This window comes from Kitasatospora sp. NPDC038210, assembly GCF_055600605.1.
Genome location: NZ_JBVJYK010000043.1, coordinates 1 through 19,994 on the forward strand (window position 1 = coordinate 1; position 19,994 = coordinate 19,994).

Sequence of the window (19,994 nt, forward strand, 5' to 3'; positions counted from 1 at the left end):
GGAAAGCTACCTCGCCGGCCTCCACCTCCGCGGCGCAATGATCTGGATCAAGGACCTCACTCGAACCCATTGATCACGACCGAATACGCGTCCTAGGGCGCGGCCGGCGCGGTGAGCGGACTCGACCAGGGGGCTGTATTCGACGTCGAGCATGCCGTCCTGGGGGAGGTTGGGCCGGGTGATGGCGCCGGGGACCTCGTCGAAGGACTTGCGTTCCTCCGCGCGGCGCCAGCCCTCGGAGTTGGGATCCTGGGAGGCGGCGGCGCTGGCCGGGTGGGTGTAGGTGCGCCACGCGGTCTCGGGCAGGTGGGTGAGGGCGCGGGCCAGGCGCATCAGCGCGCCGGTGTCCGTGTCGGCGGGGAGGGCGGCGATGCGGGTGGCGAGGTCGCCCTCGCCGGTTCCCCAGGTGGCGATCAGTTCGTGCCGGGAAGGGTCGACGCTGTAGCGGGTCATGAAGCCGCACCTCCGGTGATCTGCTCGGCAACGCCGCCGGGCATCGAGCCATTCTGACGCACCGCCAGATAATGCCGGACCGTGCAACCGGCGGGCACAGACGGCTGCGAGAGGCCGAGGCCCCCAGGGGTAGAGGCGCTTGAACCCCCATGTTGCAGGCTCCTCGACGGGCTCGGCTGAGACCAGCGGTGCGGGGGAAATCACGGAAACCGGCGTGCTTGAGAGATCACCGGATGGGAGGTGACTTGCTGGTGCAATGGGCAGGCTCGGCCTTCTTGTGCCGGGATTCGTCGACTACACCTGGCGGCGTTCTCGGTCGGTTCCAGGAGGCTGCGACTGCGAACGGCCGAGTGGCCGGGGGGCTGGGTGTTCTCCGCTTGGTGGGACGCGCGGCTGGAGTGGGCGGTGGCTCGAAGGGGCGATCCATGAGTGGCGGGCTCCCTTCTCGGGATGAGACATTTCGAAGCATGTCATATGGTGCAAATCTGAACTATTGGTGCCGCCATCTCGGGCTCTGGCGCGGAAAGGGGAGGAGGGCAGTGCCGTGTCCGACAGTGCTGAGCCGATCCATGCGCGCCTTGCGGAGCTTGCTGGCCCCCAGGATCCCGACCAGGTTGTCGTTGATCTTGGCTGCGGTGCGGGACCGACGCTGCAGGCTGTCAGTCGGATAGCGCCGCTGGCTTCGCTCGTAGGGATCGACCGTTCGGCGGAGTCGCTTCGCCAGGTCCACGCGGCTCTGGCAGGACACAGGGGGGCGACGGCGACGATCGTTGCGGACTTGCGCGACCCTCTTCCATGTTTCGATGAGAGCGTGGACGTCGTTCTGTCCTACAACACCATCGAGTGCCTGCCGAACCCGCAGGAGATGCTGGCCGAGGTGGCGCGGGTCCTGCGGCCTGGCGGGCGGGCGGTCATCGCACACGTCGACTTCGACTCGATGGTCATCGCGGGCGCGGACGCCGATCTCGACCGACGGGTATGCCACGCGTTCGCGGACGACGCGCAGAGCTGGATGGACCACGCGGACGGCAGGATCGGCCGCAAGCTCGGGCTGCTCCTCGCCCGTAGCCCGCTGGATCTCGTCGGCGTCGAGCCGTTGCTGGCGTGGTCGACTGAGTTCACGGGGCATGCGAAGGACCGGATTGACCAGATCCGGAAGGCTCTGGTGTCCGCCGCCCGGCACGGTCGTGGCGCGGTTGCCCCTCAAGAGGTCGAGGCTTGGTACACCGCGGTGTGCGAGGCGGACCGGCTGGGCGGTTTTTTCTTCTCCGAGCTGGCCTTCATCGCGGTGGCGGAGAAGGCCAGGAGCGGTCGCAGCGGGCATGGGGCCGCCTCGCACGACGGCCGGCAGGCGGCACCCGTGCGAGCCGGATCGATGCCGCATCTCCCGACTGCTGCTTGACCAGCGTCTATGGGGAAGCGGCGTTCGCGAGGGCGGTGGCGGCGAAGGCGCACAGGGCGTTCGCGGTGGTGCTGAGCGGGGCCGTGGTGTCCAGCGCCAGCGTGGGCTGTTCGGGGTCGGACCAGGACAGCTCTGGTGCGTCCGGTGCCGGGTTGGTCCGGTAGGCGCGGACGGTGCGGAGGGCGTCGCGGGTGTGGCGCACTGGTTCGGGTGCGTGGACGTGGATGAGGTGGAGGCGTTCTCCGAGGAGGTCTGCGGCGAGCTTGCGCTCCGCCTCGGTGGAGGTGACCAGGGTGACGATGCCGACCTGGTGCTGGCTGGCCGCGTGCGCGAGGGCGTGGATCGTGGCGATGCGGTCGGAGGGTGACCAGCCCAGATCTCGCAGGACCCCGGTGGCGCGTTCGACGTCCGCGTCGTAGAGCCCGCAGTCGGCGCCGTGTTCGGTGCTGAGGTAGTCGAGGAGGTGGCGAGCGAGGGTGGTCTTGCCGGAGGCTGGCAGTCCAAGGAGCCAGAAGACGGTTGATGATCGCGGCTGGTTCACGAGGTGTAGCCCCAGTTCTGGCACCAGGAGTTGAGTAGCGGCGGGATGTCGGCGTCCGCGGGCGGCGGGGTGGCGGCCTGGATGTGGCCGGAGGCGATCTGGGGTGACCAGTCGCCGATGCCGTAGACGAAGGGGCCGTGGTCGTGGCGGCCGTAGTCGAGCATGCTCGGATCCCAGGGGATGCCGATGTGCTCGCACAGGGCCTTGCAGGTGGCTTCCGGATCGGCGGTGAGCTGCTCGTAGGTGACGTGGACGGCGCCGGGTAGGTTGGCGGCGGCTTCGTCGAGGGCGGTGGCGAACTTGTCGACGGTGACGGCCGCTTCGGCGAGGTCGTTGGCGTCGCCGGCGCGGCGGATGGAGTCGGCGATGGCGACCGGGTGGCGGCGCAGGACGATGTAGCGGGCCTGGGGCCAGTAGGCGGCGAGGCGTTGCCAGATGAACACGTTGCCTGGGGACTTCTCGACGAGCACATTCTTGCCGGCCTCGGTGAGTTGGCGGTGCAGCAGGCGGTCCCAGAGCAGGTGCTCGAGGTCGGTGCGGGCGAGGCCGAGGGTGCGCATGGACAGGTCGGTGAACTCGTCGTCGACGGCCACGGTGTAGCCGGCGAGGTGGAGTTCGTGCGGGGCGTGGACATCGGGGTGGGAACCGAGCAGGCAGCGCAGCAGGGTCGATCCGGAGCGGATCGGGGAGAGGAGGAACACGGGCGACGGGACGAGACGGTGGTCAGGCACCGAGTTCCTCCTTCACGGCGTGCTCGCGTTCGGCGAAGACACGCAGGCGGGTGCCGATGTCACGGCGGTAGTGGGCGGAACCGGGGGTGGTCTTCTCGTCGCAGTGGTAGATCCGGAGCGGGAGGCGGTGCAGGTAGCCGATGCCGGGGCCGGTGGGCTGGGCGAAGGTGTGGGAGAGCCAGTCCTCGTAGTTCATCCAGCGCTGGCCGTCGTCGTGGAACTGGTCGCCGGGGATGCCGCCGGCCGCGGTCATGACGGGGCGGGCTCGCTGGGTGTCGTAGATCAGGAAGTGCGAGGAGACGCGGTTGACTGAGCGGGCTCGGTCGCTCAGCGGCGGGCCGACCTCTTCCAGCTTCCACTGCCAGCAGTCGTGGTCGTCGATGCGCTGGGCGAGTGCGAGCTGAGGGCACTGGTCGAACGTCTCGGCGATCTCGGCGAGGACATCGGTGGCGTTCGGGTCGCGGAAGGCGACGACGTCTCCTTCGACGGTGATCAGGAAGCGGCTCTTGTCGCTGACGAAGTGGGTGTGGATGTTGTTCGCCTGGTCGCCGGAGGCCCGGTGGCGGGTGCGCCAGCGCAGCCGGACCTCGTCGAATCCCCAGGTGGCGTGGGCGAGTTCGAGGATCTCGTCGGCCGGGGCGCCTTCTGCGCCGTCCACGACGAGCACCAGGTCGTACGGGTGGCGGGTGCCGCGGGTCAGGGCGTCCAGGGTGGTGGGGATGGTGTGGCGCAGGAGTTCGACGTCGCTGTGGACGAGGTAGGCGATCGTGAACGCAGGTGGATAGGTCACGGCGGTCACCATCCCGCCGGTCCGGTCACGTCCGACCCCCGGGTGCTGTCGGCCAGGTCCGTGGACGTGAACAGGACGCGGAGGTCCGCCAGCATGCGGCCCGTGAACTCGTGGGCAGCTTCGGTGATGTCCCGCTCGATGCCGCGCTCAACCTCGTCGGGGATGTGTGGATGGCCCACGCACATCCCCATGACCTGGTACTTGGCGCTGCTGCCGAGCCCGACGCGGTCGGCGAGGTCCTGCAGCGCGAACAGGTCGAAGACGACCGTGCCGGCGCGGTACAGACGGTTGGCGAAGGCGGCGGTGTAGCGGGAGATGAGGTCGCGCACCGCGGCGTGGTGCGCGGTCGGCAGGGTGCTCTGTTCGAGGGCTTCGGCGACTGGGGTGGGGAGGAAGACGAAGGCGCACCGGTAGAAGTCGGAGGTGCCGAGCATCCGAAAGCAGCCGGTGTGCTCGAGCAGGTCGACCATCTTCTGGAAGGTGGCTTGACGGGCTTCGACGAGTCGGCCGATGCCCTCGGCGCCCTGGTGCTTTATCAGTGCCCAGAGCTTGAGCGATTCGAAGCCGCGGGATCCGTAGAACGGAGTGATCAGTCCGAGGTCGAGGCAGTCGGGGTCGTGGGCGCGGTCCGGGTAGCGGGCGAAGCGGCCGAGCTCGGCGGGGTCGCGGAAGAGGACGTAGCTGGAGGGGTAGCTGACGAACAGGCCCTTGTGCGGGTCGAGGGCGACCGAGTCCGCGTGCTCGATGCCGGCGAGCTGGGCCTTGAGTTTCTCGGAGAACAGCAGGCTGCCGCCGTGGCAGGCGTCCACGTGAAACCAGACGTTGTGCTGCTTGCTGAGCTCGGCGAGGGCCTGCAGGTCGTCGATGCCGGTGGTGCGGCAGTTCCCGGCGACGCCGACGACCATGAAGATCCGCTTCCCAGGAGGCGGCGAGGCCAGCAGACGGGCGATGGAGGCAGGGTCGCTGGTGAAGTCCGCGGTGGCGTCCGCCCAGAGGAGCCCGTCGGTGCCGAGGCCGAGGGCCTGGGCGGCGGCGAGGTAGGAGAAGTGCTCGACGCCTCCGGCCAGCAGGATCACCGGTTGCTCGGGCAGGGCTCGCAGGCCGGTGGTGCGGATCTCGGGGTAGGTGTGGGCGAGGGCGGCGGCGATGGCGATGTGGTTGCTCATGTTGCCGCCGGAGGTCCACATGCCGCCGAGCGAGGCGAGTCCCTGGTAGTCGGTCAGCGGCGTGACGGGGTAGCCGATGAGTTCCCGGAGCCAGGTGATCAGCTGGGCCTCGATCACGCTGGCGGCGGGAGCGCTGCGGTCGTAGGCGATCAGGTTCTGGTTGAGGAAGGGCGCGACGATGTCGGCCGCGAGGGCGGCGATGCTGTCGCCGGTGTCGGGGAACGCGAGATAGCGCGGGTCTGCCTGGGAGATCGACCATCTGGCGATCTCGGTCAGGGACTCCAGCAGCTGCTCGTCGTTCTCGCCGGCCTGGGGGAGCGGGGCGGCGAAGCGGTCGATGAGTTCGCTGACGGTCGCGTGCCGCAGGACGAGGTCGTCGCGCAAGGCTCCGGAGGCGAAGTCGAGGCCGAGGTCGACCGCCCGGTGCAGTAGCCGCCGGCCTTCCCCGGTCGGGCGATTGTCCAGGAGGGCGGGTGGTTGGGTGTCAGACACGTCCGAACTCCATTCGGTACACGCAGTCTTCGCACGAGGACCAGGCAGGGGCCTGGGAGAGGAAGGAGTCCCGCAGAGCCCCGTACGGCTTCGAGGTCCAGATCTCGGCCATCGGCGCCTGGTGGATGTTGCCGAGCACGTTTCCGGGTGAGGACTCCATGTGGATGCAGCACGGCGTGACGTCGCCGTCCTTGGTGATGTAGCTGGCGTCCCAGGGCCACGGGCACACGGCCCGGCCTGCGGACGGGGAGGCCAGCCGGGAGTAGTCGAAGATCGAGAGCTGCAGCCCCAGCTCGTCGGCGCGGGCGAGGCCAGCCTCCAGGTGCGGCACGACCTGCGAGGGTGGGGCGGCGACCAGGGACTCGGTGTTGAGGGTCTTGTCCTCGCCCCAGTGGTGCAGGCTCTCCACGCTGATGCGCGTGACGCCGTGGTCCGCGACGAAGTCGACGATCGCCGGGAACTGGTTGAGGTTCGCGGTGGAGAGCGTCACCGCGGCCGACAGCTCGGTGTCGCGCTGGTGCGTCATCTCCGCAGCTTCCCGCAGCGCGGTGGACAGTTGGGAGCGGCGAAGGCTGGAGCGCATCCGCCCGAGCGTGGCATCGTCGGCACCGTCGACGCTGATGGCGAGCAGGCCCAGTCCGGCGTCGAGGACCGGCTGGAGACGACGGCGCACGAGCAGGCCGTTGGTGTTCGTCGAGGTGAAAACGGACCGGTCGGTGCATGCCTGGACGTAGGCGGCGAAGTCGCGGACGATCAGCGCTTCACCGGCGCCGACGAAGGAGACGTGGCCGAGATCGGGCAGCTGTTCGAGCAGCGCGACAAAGGCGTCCAGCGGCAGGTGCCCGCCGCTGCTGTCGTGTACCGCTCGCACGCATCCGGCGCAGGCGAGGTTGCACAGGTCGGTGAGTTCCACCTGCAGGTACTGGGGAGTTGGCGTTGGCTGACCCGGTTCGAGCCCGTAGCGGTCGAAGTCGTCGGTGACGAGGAACTTCCGAAAGCGCTCCGGTACCACGATCGCAGGCACCTGCTCCGGCATCACCTGGTCACCTCCTTCTGGTAGACGGAGACCGTCTCGTCGACGAACGCCTCGAACGCCGACGTCCGGCGGCCGAACGACGGCACCCGCGGCCCCGGGTATCCGGCCGCGGCATCGATCGCCTGTCTCCACGAAGCCGGGTCGGCGTACTGCTCGACGAGGTGGACGCCCTCGTCGTCCGCGAGGTGGCTCATGGACGGCACCGCCGAGGACCACACCGGCACGCCCAGGGCACGGGCCTCGTGCGCCACGATCGGATGGTTCTCCCACCACTGCGAGGGCACCAGCAGTGCCCGGGCGCTGGCTATCACCGGTCCTACGTCGGAGCGGGAGAGCGGCGGGAGCCAGCGCACCCGCCGGTCGGCTGCGGCGACCAGGCGCATTCGTTCCTCGTACGCGGCGTCGTCCGGCACGGTCGCGACCAGGAGCGGCAGCGTGGTTGGGCTGTCGGCGAGGGCGTCGAGCAGGACGTGGAGGCCTTTTTCGGGTGAGCACCGGCCCAGGAACAGCAGGTACTCGCCGCTGGCGCTGCTCTCGGCCAGCGACTGCCAGCTGTCGGGCAGCCCGTAGCAGGCTCGGTCCCGGACCATCTTGTCCACCGCGACGCCGGCCTTCGTGAGCTCCACAGCCTGGTGCGGGGTCTGCGTCCACAGCGCCCGCACCCGCCTGTTCAGCCACGCGACATTGCGCACCCGCCACGACTCCACGTCCCCAGCTGCCGCAGTCGGCGCACCCAGGCATCCCAAGCAGCCGGTCGAGGGCGCGGTGCTGGTGCACTGGCCACCGGTGGAGCGCACGAGGAGCTGGTGGTCGGGACAGACGGCGGTGTAGTCGGTCAGCGTCGCGACGACCGGCACGTTCCGCAGCGGCGCGGTGTCGAGGAACGCCAGGCCGATGCGGCTGAAGTGCAGGACGTGGACGAGGTCGACGGCAGGTCGCGAGGCGAGCAACTGCTCGATGCGCGCTGCCTGCTGGGCCTCTTGGGCGCGCCAGCCAACCGGGTAGTCGCATGCGAAGACCGCGGGCACGCTGATGTGCTCGGCTGCGGTGCGTCGCTGTGGCGACGGCGGGTTGTCGGCTGCCAGCCACGCAATGTCCAAGCCTCGGGCCATCAGGGCCCGGGCGAGGTCGTCGGCCAGGATCTCCGTCCCGCCGGCCTCCTCGCCCGCGAACCGGTGGGTGACCAGAAGAATGCGCATCTCGCCTCCTGTCAGCAGGTGTTGCCCTGGAGCCCGGTCCAGCGACCGAGCGGGGTGAGCTCAACGGGCATGCGGCCGTTGACTCCATCTGCGATCGGTCGCCCGGGTGCTTCCGGGCCGGACAGGCGAAGCGGACCCCCGGTGTTGTCGGCCAGGGCGGCGAACGGCTCGTGCAGCGTCAAGGCCGTCCACCCGCCGTCCGTGAAGTCCGCGAACACGTTCACACCGAGCTCCTCGCCGGAACCGGCCGGTTCGGGAAGCGGTACCACCAGCTCCATGTGATCGGCCTCCCAGGAGAGGCGGACATCAGGGGCGTTCTCCCAGACAGGATCGGGGTGCGGAACACGGCGGAACCGGGCGGAGGGTGCTTCGAGCCACCAGGCGCCGTCGCGGGTGCATCGCAGGAACCGTTCATCGGGCCACTGGCCTGCGGCGAGATCATGCAGGGTGAACTCGCCCTCGCTCAACGGCTGCAGGCGGACGCGGACGGCGTGGACGATGTCGGGCGTATCGCCCAGCTCCAGCCGCACTATGAGCCCTTCGGTACGCCGGGTGAGCGTGACAGTGAGTCCCGCAGGGTTGGCCAGTCCGTCTCGCACCCGGCCCGGACCGGCGAGCGGGATGGACATCGGCTGATCGTCGACCGTGGCATCGAGGCGGGCCGCCGGCAGGTATGCGGCTTCGGGGGAGGAGGCCAGTGCCTCGGCGGTGAGCCCGTACGGAGATGGCAGCGCGTCCAGCACCTCGGGGTGCTCCTCGCGCAGGGCGACGACGAGGCGGATCGACAGGTCGGTCAGGAACCGGATCAGGTCGCACTTCACGCCGTCGGGCTTGGTGATGTCGTCATTGGCGAGCACCGCCTGGTAGTAGCAGCCGCCGCCGCACACGTACCGCGACGGGCAGGAGGAGCACTCGTCCCGCTGGTCGACGACCAGGTCGAGGTACTTGCGGCGCTCGGAGTCCTCGACGCCAGTGGAGGCGTGGCCGATGTGCCAGCCGGACTTGCCGATGAAGTGCGCGCACGGGTAGAGGTTGCCGTTGGTGTCCAGGTAGGTGCCGCTCTTGCCGGCCCCGCACCGGTAGACCTGAGCCGCGCGGTCCTTCACGCGGTAGAAGAACCGCATGAAGAAGTCCTCGGAGTTCAGCGCGAGCAGGCGGGCGAGGATGCCCTCCGGGGGCTGGGTGAGGATGTGCTCGACGAGGTCGGCGTAGCCCTGGCGGAAGGCCGGCAGGGTCTCGGCGTTGAGCACGTAGTCCTTGTCGTGGGTGGCGTTGACCGGCTTCATGTAGATGTTGCGGGCCCCGACGTCCTCAAAGAGGTGGCGGAAGATCGCCACGAAGTCGGTGCAGTACGCGGTCAGGACCGCCGAGACCCCCATGTCGGGGTGGCGGGCCAGCACCTGATCGAGCACGGAACGCACGTGGTCGTACGTGCCCCCGCGGCCACCGGTGTAGAAACGCACCCGGTCGTGGACGTCCCTGGGCCCGTCCAGGCTGATGTCCTGGGGCGGGCCGAGCTGCTCGGCGAGCTCGGCCGTCATCGACAGCGTGGCGTTGGTGACCATGGGCCCGGCCCAGACCACCGTGACGGGGGAGTCGGCGAGGTTGTCGGCGACCAAGTCTTGGACCGTGTCGTGCATGTGGCGCACGAGCATGGTCTCGCCGGCCAGGCCGAAGTCGATCCGGCTGTACCGGGCGTTCTCCTCGACCAGCCGCTCGCGGTGGGTGCGAAGGCCCTGCACCACGGTCTCCAGCGGGATCGTGACGGGCTTGCCGTCGGCGTGCACCCGGTCCCGGAACGAGCAGTACGTGCAGCCCATGTTGCAGACGTCGGTCAGCGACAGCTGGGCCTGCGGGTACGCCTCCCGGTAGGAGGTGATCTGGTGGACCGGCTCCAGCGCGCCGCACGGACACGGCTGGCCCGGGGCGGTGATCTGGCCGCCGCGGACATGGAAGGTGTAGCCGTCCGCGAAGGAGACGTGCGAAGCATCGCTGGTGGACAGTGGAATCGCGTCGCTGATCACGGTTGACCTCTCGGGTTGAGATGGCGCGGATCGGGGCGGAACGGGATTACAGGTTGAGCGGGCCGGGCAGACCGAGGCGGCGACGCAGCACGTCCAGCCGGCCGGCCAACTGCTCCACCTCCGTGTCCGGGCCGGTGGTCGGCGGCGCGGGGTCGGCTGCCTCCCGCAGGGCGAACGCCTGGCGCACCAGGGCTTCGACTTCGGCGGCTTCGCCGGCCGGAACGAGCTCGTGCAGGAGCGACAGCTGGGGGACCAGCTTCACCGGAGGCGGCACAGCTGCTCCACGGGTGAACACGAGCCGGGCCAGCAGCGCCCGGGCCTCGAACCACAGGTACTTGGCGGTGAGTTCGCGGCCCCGCCGCTCGTACTCGCTCGGGCAGGTGATGATGGTGGTAGACGGGGCGGCGATGGCGCCTGCGATCCAGCCGGGGCTGTGACGGTCCGCGCCGGGCCGGCGCAGCTCGAACCATTCGTGGAGATCGCGGCTCAACATCCCGTCCGCGCTGACGACATCCCGCTCGGTCGGCCGGGCGGCGGAGCCCTCGGCCGCAAGACCCAGACAGGCGAGCGCCTCGATCACGAGGTCCTCAAGCGCCCGATGCCCGTTGGGGTGGTTGGGTGAGCTCAGTTCGAAGTCGACGTCGCTGCCGTGTCCGAGGACTCCCTGCGCGCACGAGCCGCGCAAGATGAGCTCCAACCCCTCCAGTCCCAGGATGGCTTGAGCAGTCCGGGCAATGCGGGCGGTGACTTCCTCGGCGACCTCGGCGCGCTTACATGCCGCATTCCACCCGCCGGTGCCCCGCAGCTCCTCCAGACGTGCGGCCAGCTGTTCGAGCGATCGGAGGCCAGCGGCCAACGGGCGCTCGGCCGTGGAGAACATCGCGAGGACCCACGGTCGGCGTAACCGCTCCAGGCGACGGCTGCCACCGCTACCGGCGCATTCGGTGAGGGCATCCAGCCGGTGAAGGAGATCCGCATAGGCGTCCTCGCCCTGGTCTGCTCGCAGCCGCGAGGTCAGCACCGTGTGGAAGACACCGAGGCCGGGCGACAGGACGTCCTCGGCGAGATGCCCCAGACGGGCAGCGCTTGCGGACTTCGGCCCCGCAGCGGGCAGTTCGCTCGCGAGCGTCAACTCGATGCCGCGACGACGCACCTCCTGCGCGGCCAGTCCGGCCGGCAGCCAGGCAGCGAGTACGGACTCGAAACCGTCCAGCGTCGGCTCGTCGACGCTCCCCGCCGTGATGCGCCTTCTGAGTCCCAGATCGCGGCCGAACAGGTCAGACCACCCGATGTCCCACTTCATCACGGTCAGCGCACCGGGGGCGGCGGTGCCCGCCGGGACGAGCAGCGCGTCTTCCCAGTCGATCAGGACCGTCCGGCCGCTCTGCCGGAACATGTTCCGCGGAATGCACCCGGACGCCTCCACACCGCGTCCCAGCACCGCCAGGAGGAGATCCTCGATCTCCTCCGTTGACAAGCCGGCCAGGCCGTCCGTTGAGGCGGAGAGCGGGATCCCGAGGTAGGGCGACACCAGAGCCGCCGTACGGTCATCCAGTGGCACCAGGTCGGGCACGCACACCTCGATGCGCCCGAACCCGTCCACCGCGAGCGCACCCAGGCGGCGCACTGCCTCCGCAGCGAGGGCGCGCTCCGCGTGCGCCGCCGCCCACGACCGACGCTTGGCCACAAGGTCTCGGCCGTCATGGCGCAGCCGCCGCACGGCACCGGTGATGTCACCGAGTTCCGGATCGTCGAGCGCATGCACTGCGCCGTCGCTGACGAACACCGCCCGGATCGCCGCAGCGATGCCCAGCGAACCATCCGCACCCCCAGACAGCCTGCTCACCCCACTCCCCTCCCGAGTGCCGCACGGCAGGCTTGCCACCGTAGCCGCTCCATCACGCTGTGTTCGATCGAATTTGCGGATTCGGCTCAAGGGGATGCGGAGCGCCGGCTTCCTCGCGAGCTGGCGGAACTTGCGGGGATTGCTGATGAACACTCAGGATGATCTACGGCCAAGGGCCTTGAGCGGGCCGGGTTCGCTCTGCGGCGCCCTTAATCGGGCCGCCGGCTGTGCGGAGCATGGGATACTCGGCAGACGGCGCCGACCGCTCGACGGAGCTGCGCCGTGCGACTCCCGCGACCCGTCCGCGGATCCGCCCTCTCACAGAAGTGGTCCTTCGATCTATGCCTACGGTCCTCTCCATCGCCGACGCGCTGCGCGAGCGCTTCGCACAGGCGATCTCCACTGCGTTCCCCGACGCCGCGGACAGCGACCCCCAGCTGCGACGAAGCGACCGCGCCGACTTCCAGGCCAACGGCATCATGAGCCTGGCCAAGCCACTGCGGGCCAACCCCCGCGAGGTGGCCGCGCGCGTGCTCGAGAACCTCGGCTCTGACCAGGTGATCGCGAACCTGGAGGTCTCCGGGCCCGGCTTCATCAACGTCACCGTCACCGACGCCGCCATCCTCGAACGCCTGGCCGCCCGCGCGGCCGACACCCGACTCGGTGTCGGCAGCAACGCCGAGGCCGGCGTCACGGTGATCGACTACAGCCAGCCGAACATCGCCAAGGAGATGCACGTCGGCCACCTGCGCTCCACGATCATCGGGGACGCCCTCGTGCGCGCCCTCGAGTTCAGCGGCGAGAAGGTCATCCGGCGCAACCACCTCGGAGACTGGGGCACCCAGTTCGGCATGCTCATCCAGTACCTCATCGAGCACCCCGCCGAGCTCGACGAAGGCACCGAGCCGGACGACTCCGGGCCGTCGATGTCCCGACTCAACCGCCTGTACAAGGCATCGCGCGCCAAGTTCGACAGCGACGCAGACTTCGCCGACCGCGCCCGCCGGCGCGTCGTCGAGCTGCAGGCCGGCCACGCCGAGACCGTCGCGTCCTGGCAGGGCATGGTCGACGAGTCGAAGGTCTACTTCGAAGCCGTCTACGCCCGCCTCGGCGTCCTCCTCGAAGACGCCGACGCCATCGGCGAGAGCTACTACAACCCCATGCTCGCCGACGTGTGCGCCGACCTCGAAGCCTCTGGCGTCGCCGTCCGCTCAGACGGAGCGCTGTGCGTCTTCTTCGACGACATCAAGGGCCCCAACGGCGAACCGACCCCGCTCATCGTCCAGAAGAGCGACGGCGGCTACGGCTACGCCACCACCGACCTCGCCGCCATCCGCGACCGCGTCGGCATGCTCGGCGCCAACCAGCTCCTCTACGTCGTCGACAGCCGCCAGGCCCTGCACTTCCAGATGGTCTTCGAGACCGCCCGCCGCGCCGGCTGGCTCCCCGACAACGTCCGCGCCCTCCACCTCGGCTTCGGCACCGTCCTCGGCAAGGACGGCAAGCCCTTCAAGACCCGCTCCGGCGAGACCGTCCGCCTCATGGACCTCCTCGACGAAGCCGTCGACCGGGCCCGGACCGTCGTCGCCGAGAAGAGCCCCCAGCTCGCCACCGAGGAACTCGAAGACCGTGCCAAGCAGGTCGGCATCGGCGCGGTCAAGTACGCCGACCTCTCGACCTCCCGCACCCGCGACTACATCTTCGACGCCGACCGCATGGTCTCCCTCAACGGCGACACCGGCACCTACCTCCAGTATGCCTACGCCCGCATCCAGTCCATCCTGCGCAAGGCCCCCGACGGCGTCACCCCGACCGCCCACCAGGACCTCGCGCTGGAGCCGGCCGAACGCGCCCTCGGCCTCCTCCTCGACGAATTCGGCGCCACCATCGACCTCGTCACCGAGACCTTCGAACCCCACCGCCTCTGCGCCTACCTGCACAGCCTCGCGGCGGCATACACCACGTTCTACGAGCACTGCCCCGTCCTCAAGGCCCCCAGCCGCGAGGTCATGGAGGCCCGGCTACTGCTCTGCCAGCTCACCGGCCAGACCCTCCGCCAGGGCATGGACCTCCTCGGCATCGGAACGCCCGAGCGGCTGTAGCTGACGAAGAGCCTTCGAGTGAGCCGATCACGGCTGGCCCACTCGAAGGCTCTTCGGCCAGTGGTGGGCGAGGTCCGCTTGCATGGAGTCGGCGGCCTGCTGGGACTGCGTACCGCTACCCGGTGGAGCGCATCAGGCTCATGCTGTGGCCTCGGTCCTCGATGCCGACGTAGGCGTTGACGAGGAAGGGAGCCAGCTTCGGGGTTGCCCGGTCGGCACCGGTGCGGGCGTCGAGGATGACATTGCCGTTTGTTGTCCGGCCGTACGCCGCTCCATGCCACACGGCGGTGACCACCGGCACGAGTCGTCCTCCCGGAGTCTCTGTGATCGACCAGAGCCATTTCATCGACGTCGCGTCCAAGGCCGCGATCGAGTGCGTCTGGCCGAACAGCTGGTCGTTGCAGAGAATGACGGACGTTCCGTCGAAGTCACAGTGCCACGGGTGCACATACGCCCCTGGCCCCGGGTGGGCGCGGACCGCTCCGGTACGGGCGTCAACGATGACGAACCCATCGGAAGCCGACATCGCGAGCAGGCCAGGGCCGGCGGAGGAGGCGACGGCGTGGCTTTCCGTGTGGACCGCCGACCACCGGGGACTGCCGTCTGATGCGCCGTAGCCCGCGAGCTGACGCTCGCCGTACGTCGGAGCCTCGGCACCCGCCACGATGCCGTCGACAAGCTGCATCGCGTGGAAATCCGCCCTGGTCCATCGAAGCTGCCCGGATCCCGCGTCGACCACATAGGTCGTCTCGTCGTCGGACACGACCACGCTCTGGTCGTCCACGGCCACCACCTGGGCCGCCCTGATGCCGTCGGCGAGCAGCGAATCGTCGCGGCTCAGAGCCTCCTTGTCCAGAGGCGTTATCACGAGGTCGACCTGAGCGGTCCAGACGGTCTTGCCCGTCGTGGAGTCGGCGGCCAGGACCTCGATCACGTTTCGGCCCCTGCCGGTACCCGTGCCCGGGATGAAACGGGAGAACGCCACGAGCACGGCGTCAACGCCGTGGAAGCGGGTGGGCAGTGGCGCGGCCCTCTCGGACCCGAAGCCGCTCTTCGTAGCGGGGATGGTGCTGCTCGCACTCCAGAGTGTGTTCCTGGTGACGGCGTCGACGGCTTTCATGCCGTCCTCGGTGGTCACGAAGGCGGTCGTGTCCTTCAACGAGATCGCCGGCCGTTGCCGTGTGGGGCTCGATGTTGAGGGCTGGACGCCCTCGTCGAGTGCGTCCCCCGTGCCGTTGCCGTCGCCGAAGTCGAATGACGTCGGCGGGTCGTATGCCTGGAGATGCCGGGCCGCCGGAGGAACCCCGTCCGCAGACAGGGGAGTTGAACCGCTACAGCCCGACAGCGGGCCAGCCAACGTCACCGCCAGGGCGACAGCACCAGCCCAGCGCCGATGCCGAGAGCGAGCCGCGAAGATCATCATTCCCCCTTTGCTTGATCACCGAAGCAGTGCAGACTGTACCTGACAGTGATCGACCGGTTCCGGAGTGCCGCCCTGGAAGGATCCACGGCACGGCGCAGCGAGAACCGTAGGGCCGGTTGATCACGGGAAGGACTACACGCCTCCACCTGTCGGCCCCGACCGATAGGGTCAAGGCCGTGGAGGAAGGCCGTGGTTCGTCCGCGGCCGAAGGTAAGGAACAGGGAGGGTGCAGGGGTGTCGGCAGTGGGCAAGGACGGCAACTCGGGGGCGCGTCGGCCGAAGCCTGCACCGCCGCGCGTGCAGCGCTGGTTCCAGGAACGCCCCTCCCCGTTCCCGCACGAGCAGGAAGCGCTCGACCACGTCAAGGCGTTGATGCCGCAGGCGGAGCCCTTCCGGTCCTGGGCAACCTTCTCGTTCACGGCCTCCTCGGGGCGCGTCAACGAGTGCGACCTGTTCATCCTCGTGCCGCGCGGCCTCTTCCTCGTGGAGCTCAAAGCGCACCCGGGGCGCCTCGTCAACAACGGGAGTACCTGGAACTTCCACGGCCCCGACCGACTCCGCACGATCGACAACCCGCTGCACCTGACCGACCTCAAGTCCAAGGAACTGCGGAGCAAGCTCTCCTGGGCTGCCGGGAAGTTCCATACCGGCGTGCGCATCCCGTTCATCTCCCCGGCGGTGTTCCTGTCCGCCCCGAGCCTGCGATCCGAACTCGACGCCGGCCAGCAGACCAACGTCTACGGCCGTGACGACGGCGCCAGCGGCCTGCCCCGCATCTGGCAGGACTTCCTCGGACTGCCGCCGCAGCGAGACTCCGAGGCCGCCCGGCGCGAGCGATTCGAGCTGGCGCGGGCCCTGCCCGATCTCATGAAGAGGATCGGCGTCAAGGCATCCACCGCCCACCTGACCTTCGGCGACGGCTGGAACCTCGCAGGGCGTCCCCTCGATGGTGGCCCCACCTGGGAGGACCGCCTTGCCATCCGCGAGCAGCCCATCCGCGAGGAAGGCCGCGTCCGCGTCTACCTGGTGAGCCTCCAGGCAACCGCGGAGACCCGAAACTCGGTCGAACGAGCCGCCCGGCGCGAGTACCAGGTCCTCCAGGGAATCAGCCACCGCGGCATCGCCCAGGCCCGTGAGTTCCGCGACCATCAGGGTGGCCCGGCGATCCTCTTCAACCACCGCGCCGCCGACCTGCGCCTGGACGCCTACCTGGCCACCTACGGCGCTTCGTTGACCCACGAGACCCGGCTGGAGCTGGTACGCCAGATCGCCGACGCGCTGCGGTACGCCCACCAGCGCTCGCTCTACCACCGCGCGCTTGCGGCCAGGTCGGTGTACGTCTCCAGCAAGTCAGACGGGTCCAACCCGGTCGTGCGCATCATCGACTGGCAGGTCGCCGCCCGCGACTTCGATAGCACCTCGCACACCTCCCTCGGCACCCCCAGCGCCGGCGGCGACCACGTCGAGAACGCCGCACAGGTCTACCTGGCGCCGGAGTTCGAGATGGAGTTCGCCGACCCGGTCGACCTGGACATCTTCGGCCTCGGCGCCCTCGCCCACCTCATCCTGGCCGGCGAGCCGCCGGCCGAGCGGCGCAGCGCCATGATCGAGCGGCTGACGAACGACGGCGGACTGCGTCCGTCCGCCGTGTCGGACGCCGTGTCGGAGGAACTCGACGGCCTGGTGTTCCAGGCGACCCGGGCGGATGTGGCCGAGCGACTCGACTCGGTGGACCGGTTCCTGGACGAACTCGACCGAATCGAGCACGCAGCCGCTGCGGAAGTGTCGGCGCCGGTCGGCGTCGACCCGCTCGCGGCGATGGCAGGGCAGAGCGTCGATGCGGAGTGGACGGTCGAGAAGGTCCTCGGCACCGGTGCCACCGCCAGGGCCCTGCTCGTGCGGCGCGAGCTCGAGGATCTCGGGGGCGCGATCCAGGTCGATCGGCGCGTGCTCAAGGTTGCCCTGGACGAGACCCGCGACGACCGTCTGGAATCCGAGGCTGGCGTGCTGGCCAAGATCGGCGGTGGGGCCGTCGTGCGGCTGCTCGATGGTCCGCGCAAGATCCACAACCGGACGGTGCTGGACCTCGAGTACGCCGGCGAGCGCTCACTCGGTGCCCGACTGCGTGGGGACGGGCGCCTGACCTACCACGAGCTGGAGCGTTTCAGCAGCGACCTCTTCACCGCCCTCGACCAGCTGGCCGGCAAGGGCGTGTGGCACCGCGATCTCAAGCCGGACAACTTCGGCGTCCTCCAGCGGGCCGACCGGTCCTGGCAGTTGGTGCTCTTCGATTTCTCCCTCGCCGAGGCCACGGAACGGGACGTGAAGGCCGGCACCCGCGGCTACCTCGACCCGTTCCTCGACACACCGCGCCGGCCGGTCTTCGACAACCACGCCGAGTACTACGCCGCTGCCGTCACCCTGCACGAGATGGCGTCCGGCGAGCGCCCCCGCTGGGGCGACGAGATGACCGATCCCCGCACCACCGACGACGAGTACCCGGTGATCGCGGAGGACGTCTTCGAGCCCGCACTGAAGGAAGGACTGACGGCGTTCTTCCGGCGGGCACTCCACCGGGACGCCGATCGCCGCTTCGACACCCTGCGGCAGATGCACGAAGCCTGGCAGGCCGTGTTCGCCAAGGCCGATGCGGTGGCTCCGGACGACGAGGACGACGAGACGGAGGATCTGGAGGCCGCCCGCGACCGCGTCGCCGCGCAGGCCGAAGCGGACACCCTGCTCAAGGACGCGGGTCTTTCGCCACGCGCACAGTCGGTGGCCAACTCGTTCGGCGCGACCACCGTCGGCGAACTCCTCAATGTGCCGCTGCACCAGATCGCCCGGGCCCGAGGCGCCGGTGCGGTGATCCGCAAGGAACTCAACAGACGGCACAAGCAGTGGACGGCGAAGCTTCGAAAGGCCGCAGCGCCCGCCCCGAAGCCGGCAGGAGCTTCGGGGACCGCGACCGCGACCCCGCAGGTGGACCTGGCAGGGCTGCCGACGGACATTGCCGCCCGTGCCGGCATCGACGAACTCGCCGCTCACCTCGACCCAGGCCCTGCCAGCAAGGGCTCGCGCAGGCGCGACGTCATCCGGCTCACGCTCGGCCTTCCCAGCGCCGACGGCGAGCTCTCCACGCTGCCGGTCTGGTGCTCGCAGACGGATATCGCCAAGGCGCTGCCCACCTCGCAGGCGACCGTCTCGCGGAGCCACGTGGCTGCGATCCAGACATGGGCGGCAGACCCCGTACTGGCGACGCTGCGGGAGGAGATCGTCGCCTTCGTCACCGGGGCAGGGCGTGTGGCCACCGCACAGGAAGCGGCGACCGACCTCCGGATCCGCAAGGGCGTGCGGGAAGAGGACCCACAGCGTGCGGAGGCGCTCGCGCTCGCCGTGGTCCGCGCGGCTGTCGAGGCGGAAGCCTGGCCGCAGGACAAGGACGACGACCGTCAGCCGCGGCTCGCCGTGCTTCGGCGCAGTGGCCGGGTCTTCATCGCGTGCGAGTCCCTGACGGGGACCAACGACCCCAGCGCGCCTGAGCTCGCCGACTACGCGCGGTCGCTCGGACAGCAGGCCGATCGGCTCGCGCAGACCGAACCGCTGCCGGACCGTGCCGTCGTGATCCGCGACCTGCGATCCGTGCCGGTACCGTCGGGCATGACTCCTCTGTCGGACGGGCGGATGGTGGCGCTGGCGTCGGCCGCCGCTCAGGACGCCCTGTACTCCCCGCGCCTGGAGCTCTACCCGAGGGGCCTTGGCCTCGCGCAGGCGATCCGAATCTCGCAGGCCGCCGCCGGCGTCCGGCGCGACCGGGGCGCGACTGCGGAGGAACTCCTCGCCAAGGTGCGGCTGCGCTTTCCTGATCTGGATCTGGGTGAGCCGACTGCGGTCGAGCTGGAAGAGGCTCTGGCCGAAGCGATGAAGCAGGCGCTTCAGCATGCCGGATTCGTCCTCGAATACGACCGGGAGACCAAGCGTTTCCGCGCCCCGGTTCCGGAGGGCGTTCGCTCGATGACCGCCTCGGCGACCGCGACCACACTGTTCCCGAGCGCGGCAGGCGTGGCCGCAGCATCGGCGGCGGCCGGACGAGACCCGAAGGTACTCCTCGGGGCCAAGCTGGAGGACGCGCTGCGCCGCGGCGGCTTCCTCGCCCTGACTCTTCGAGGCAAGCACCTTCCGGGAGCAGCAGACCTCATTGCACAGGCATATGGGGTGGAGCCGGTCTCGCTGCGCGGGCTGTTCCTTCGGGAGTTCCGTGCCCTCGCGACCCAGTACGGCACCGAGTGGGAACGCGTCCTGACCATCGACACCAAGTTCACCGAGTCTGGCGAACTGCCGCGAGGGCTTGCGTCGTACGTCAAGGGCGCATGGTCTCGAGTGGGTGAGCACCTGCGTGAGCGAGTCGAGACAGCTGGGTCGACGGACGTGCTCTTCCTCCACGATGCGGGTCTGGTTGCCCGATACCAGGACGCCGGCGGGCGGGAACTGCTGGTCACCCTGCAGAACGCGGCCCGCCGGGAGGCCGACGCCCCGCACGGGCTGTGGCTGCTCTGCCCGCAGGAGGCGCCGCACGAGACCCCGCAACTGGACGGAATGATCGTCGAGGTGCTCGGCGAGGCCGAGCGGGCCGTGCTGATCAAGGACTTCCTAGACGAGCTCCGAGCGCGGAGTGCCGCGGCCTGAGGGTATGCGCCTCTGCGGCTGGCTCGGTCTTCGGAACAGCCGATTGTTCGGATGCGCCGAACTGGCAAAATGGGGAACCGCACGGTCCGCCTGGACCGACGGATGG

General features: G+C 69.6%; 13 protein-coding genes. 3 read left to right on the forward strand and 10 right to left on the reverse strand.

Going from position 1 to position 19,994, the window contains the following annotated elements:
• Positions 1–6 precede the first annotated feature (6 nt).
• A complete protein-coding gene (locus ACZ7KX_RS40215; RefSeq protein WP_470330896.1) occupies positions 7–453 on the reverse strand; it encodes a hypothetical protein in 447 nt (148 codons plus the stop codon).
• A gap of 544 nt (positions 454–997) precedes the next feature.
• On the opposite strand from ACZ7KX_RS40215, the gene ACZ7KX_RS40220 reads away from it, so the two are divergent.
• Positions 998–1,855 (forward strand): methyltransferase domain-containing protein, encoded by an 858-nt coding sequence (locus ACZ7KX_RS40220; RefSeq protein WP_470330897.1) that lies wholly within the window; start codon positions 998–1,000, stop codon positions 1,853–1,855.
• A 7-nt stretch (positions 1,856–1,862) separates the two neighbouring features.
• Here the strand turns inward: ACZ7KX_RS40220 and ACZ7KX_RS40225 are convergent, their stop codons facing one another.
• Genes ACZ7KX_RS40225 through ACZ7KX_RS40260 form a run of 8 tightly spaced genes read right to left on the reverse strand, consistent with a single transcriptional unit; the run spans position 1,863 to position 11,680 of the window.
• Positions 1,863–2,396 carry an adenylyl-sulfate kinase gene (locus ACZ7KX_RS40225; protein ID WP_470330898.1) on the reverse strand — a complete coding sequence of 178 codons (534 nt, stop codon included), beginning with the start codon at positions 2,394–2,396 and terminating at the stop codon, positions 1,863–1,865.
• Positions 2,393–3,127: a sulfotransferase family protein gene (locus ACZ7KX_RS40230; RefSeq protein WP_470330899.1), complete on the reverse strand. Its 735-nt coding sequence runs from the start codon at positions 3,125–3,127 to the stop codon at positions 2,393–2,395. The genes ACZ7KX_RS40225 and ACZ7KX_RS40230 overlap by 4 nt, the downstream gene beginning before the upstream one ends.
• Positions 3,120–3,917: a hypothetical protein gene (locus tag ACZ7KX_RS40235; RefSeq protein ID WP_470330900.1), complete on the reverse strand. Its 798-nt coding sequence runs from the start codon at positions 3,915–3,917 to the stop codon at positions 3,120–3,122. Before ACZ7KX_RS40235 ends, ACZ7KX_RS40230 begins: the two co-directional genes overlap by 8 nt.
• Positions 3,918–3,922: 5 nt before the next feature.
• Positions 3,923–5,575: a pyridoxal phosphate-dependent decarboxylase family protein gene (locus ACZ7KX_RS40240; protein ID WP_470330901.1), complete on the reverse strand. Its 1,653-nt coding sequence runs from the start codon at positions 5,573–5,575 to the stop codon at positions 3,923–3,925.
• On the reverse strand, positions 5,568–6,611 hold the full coding sequence (locus ACZ7KX_RS40245) for a radical SAM protein (RefSeq protein WP_470330902.1): 1,044 nt from the start codon (positions 6,609–6,611) through the stop codon (positions 5,568–5,570). Before ACZ7KX_RS40245 ends, ACZ7KX_RS40240 begins: the two co-directional genes overlap by 8 nt.
• Positions 6,611–7,810 (reverse strand): glycosyltransferase, encoded by a 1,200-nt coding sequence (locus ACZ7KX_RS40250; RefSeq protein WP_470330903.1) that lies wholly within the window; start codon positions 7,808–7,810, stop codon positions 6,611–6,613. Before ACZ7KX_RS40250 ends, ACZ7KX_RS40245 begins: the two co-directional genes overlap by 1 nt.
• A gap of 11 nt (positions 7,811–7,821) precedes the next feature.
• Positions 7,822–9,834 carry a radical SAM protein gene (locus ACZ7KX_RS40255; protein ID WP_470330904.1) on the reverse strand — a complete coding sequence of 671 codons (2,013 nt, stop codon included), beginning with the start codon at positions 9,832–9,834 and terminating at the stop codon, positions 7,822–7,824.
• A gap of 46 nt (positions 9,835–9,880) precedes the next feature.
• Complete coding sequence (locus ACZ7KX_RS40260; protein ID WP_470330905.1) at positions 9,881–11,680, reverse strand: hypothetical protein; 1,800 nt, start codon at positions 11,678–11,680, stop codon at positions 9,881–9,883.
• A gap of 341 nt (positions 11,681–12,021) precedes the next feature.
• Here ACZ7KX_RS40260 and argS point away from each other — a divergent pair, with 341 nt between their 5' ends.
• Positions 12,022–13,782, forward strand: coding sequence for an arginine--tRNA ligase (gene argS, locus ACZ7KX_RS40265; RefSeq protein ID WP_470330906.1), 1,761 nt, complete (start codon positions 12,022–12,024; stop codon positions 13,780–13,782).
• Positions 13,783–13,897: 115 nt separating this feature from the next.
• Here argS and ACZ7KX_RS40270 read toward each other — a convergent pair whose 3' ends face one another.
• Positions 13,898–14,920, reverse strand: a complete 1,023-nt coding sequence (locus ACZ7KX_RS40270; protein ID WP_470330907.1) for an outer membrane protein assembly factor BamB family protein — start codon at positions 14,918–14,920, stop codon at positions 13,898–13,900.
• A gap of 528 nt (positions 14,921–15,448) precedes the next feature.
• Between ACZ7KX_RS40270 and pglW the strand changes: the two genes are divergently transcribed.
• Positions 15,449–19,888: a BREX system serine/threonine kinase PglW gene (pglW, locus tag ACZ7KX_RS40275; RefSeq protein WP_470330908.1), complete on the forward strand. Its 4,440-nt coding sequence runs from the start codon at positions 15,449–15,451 to the stop codon at positions 19,886–19,888.
• Positions 19,889–19,994: the final 106 nt, after the last annotated feature.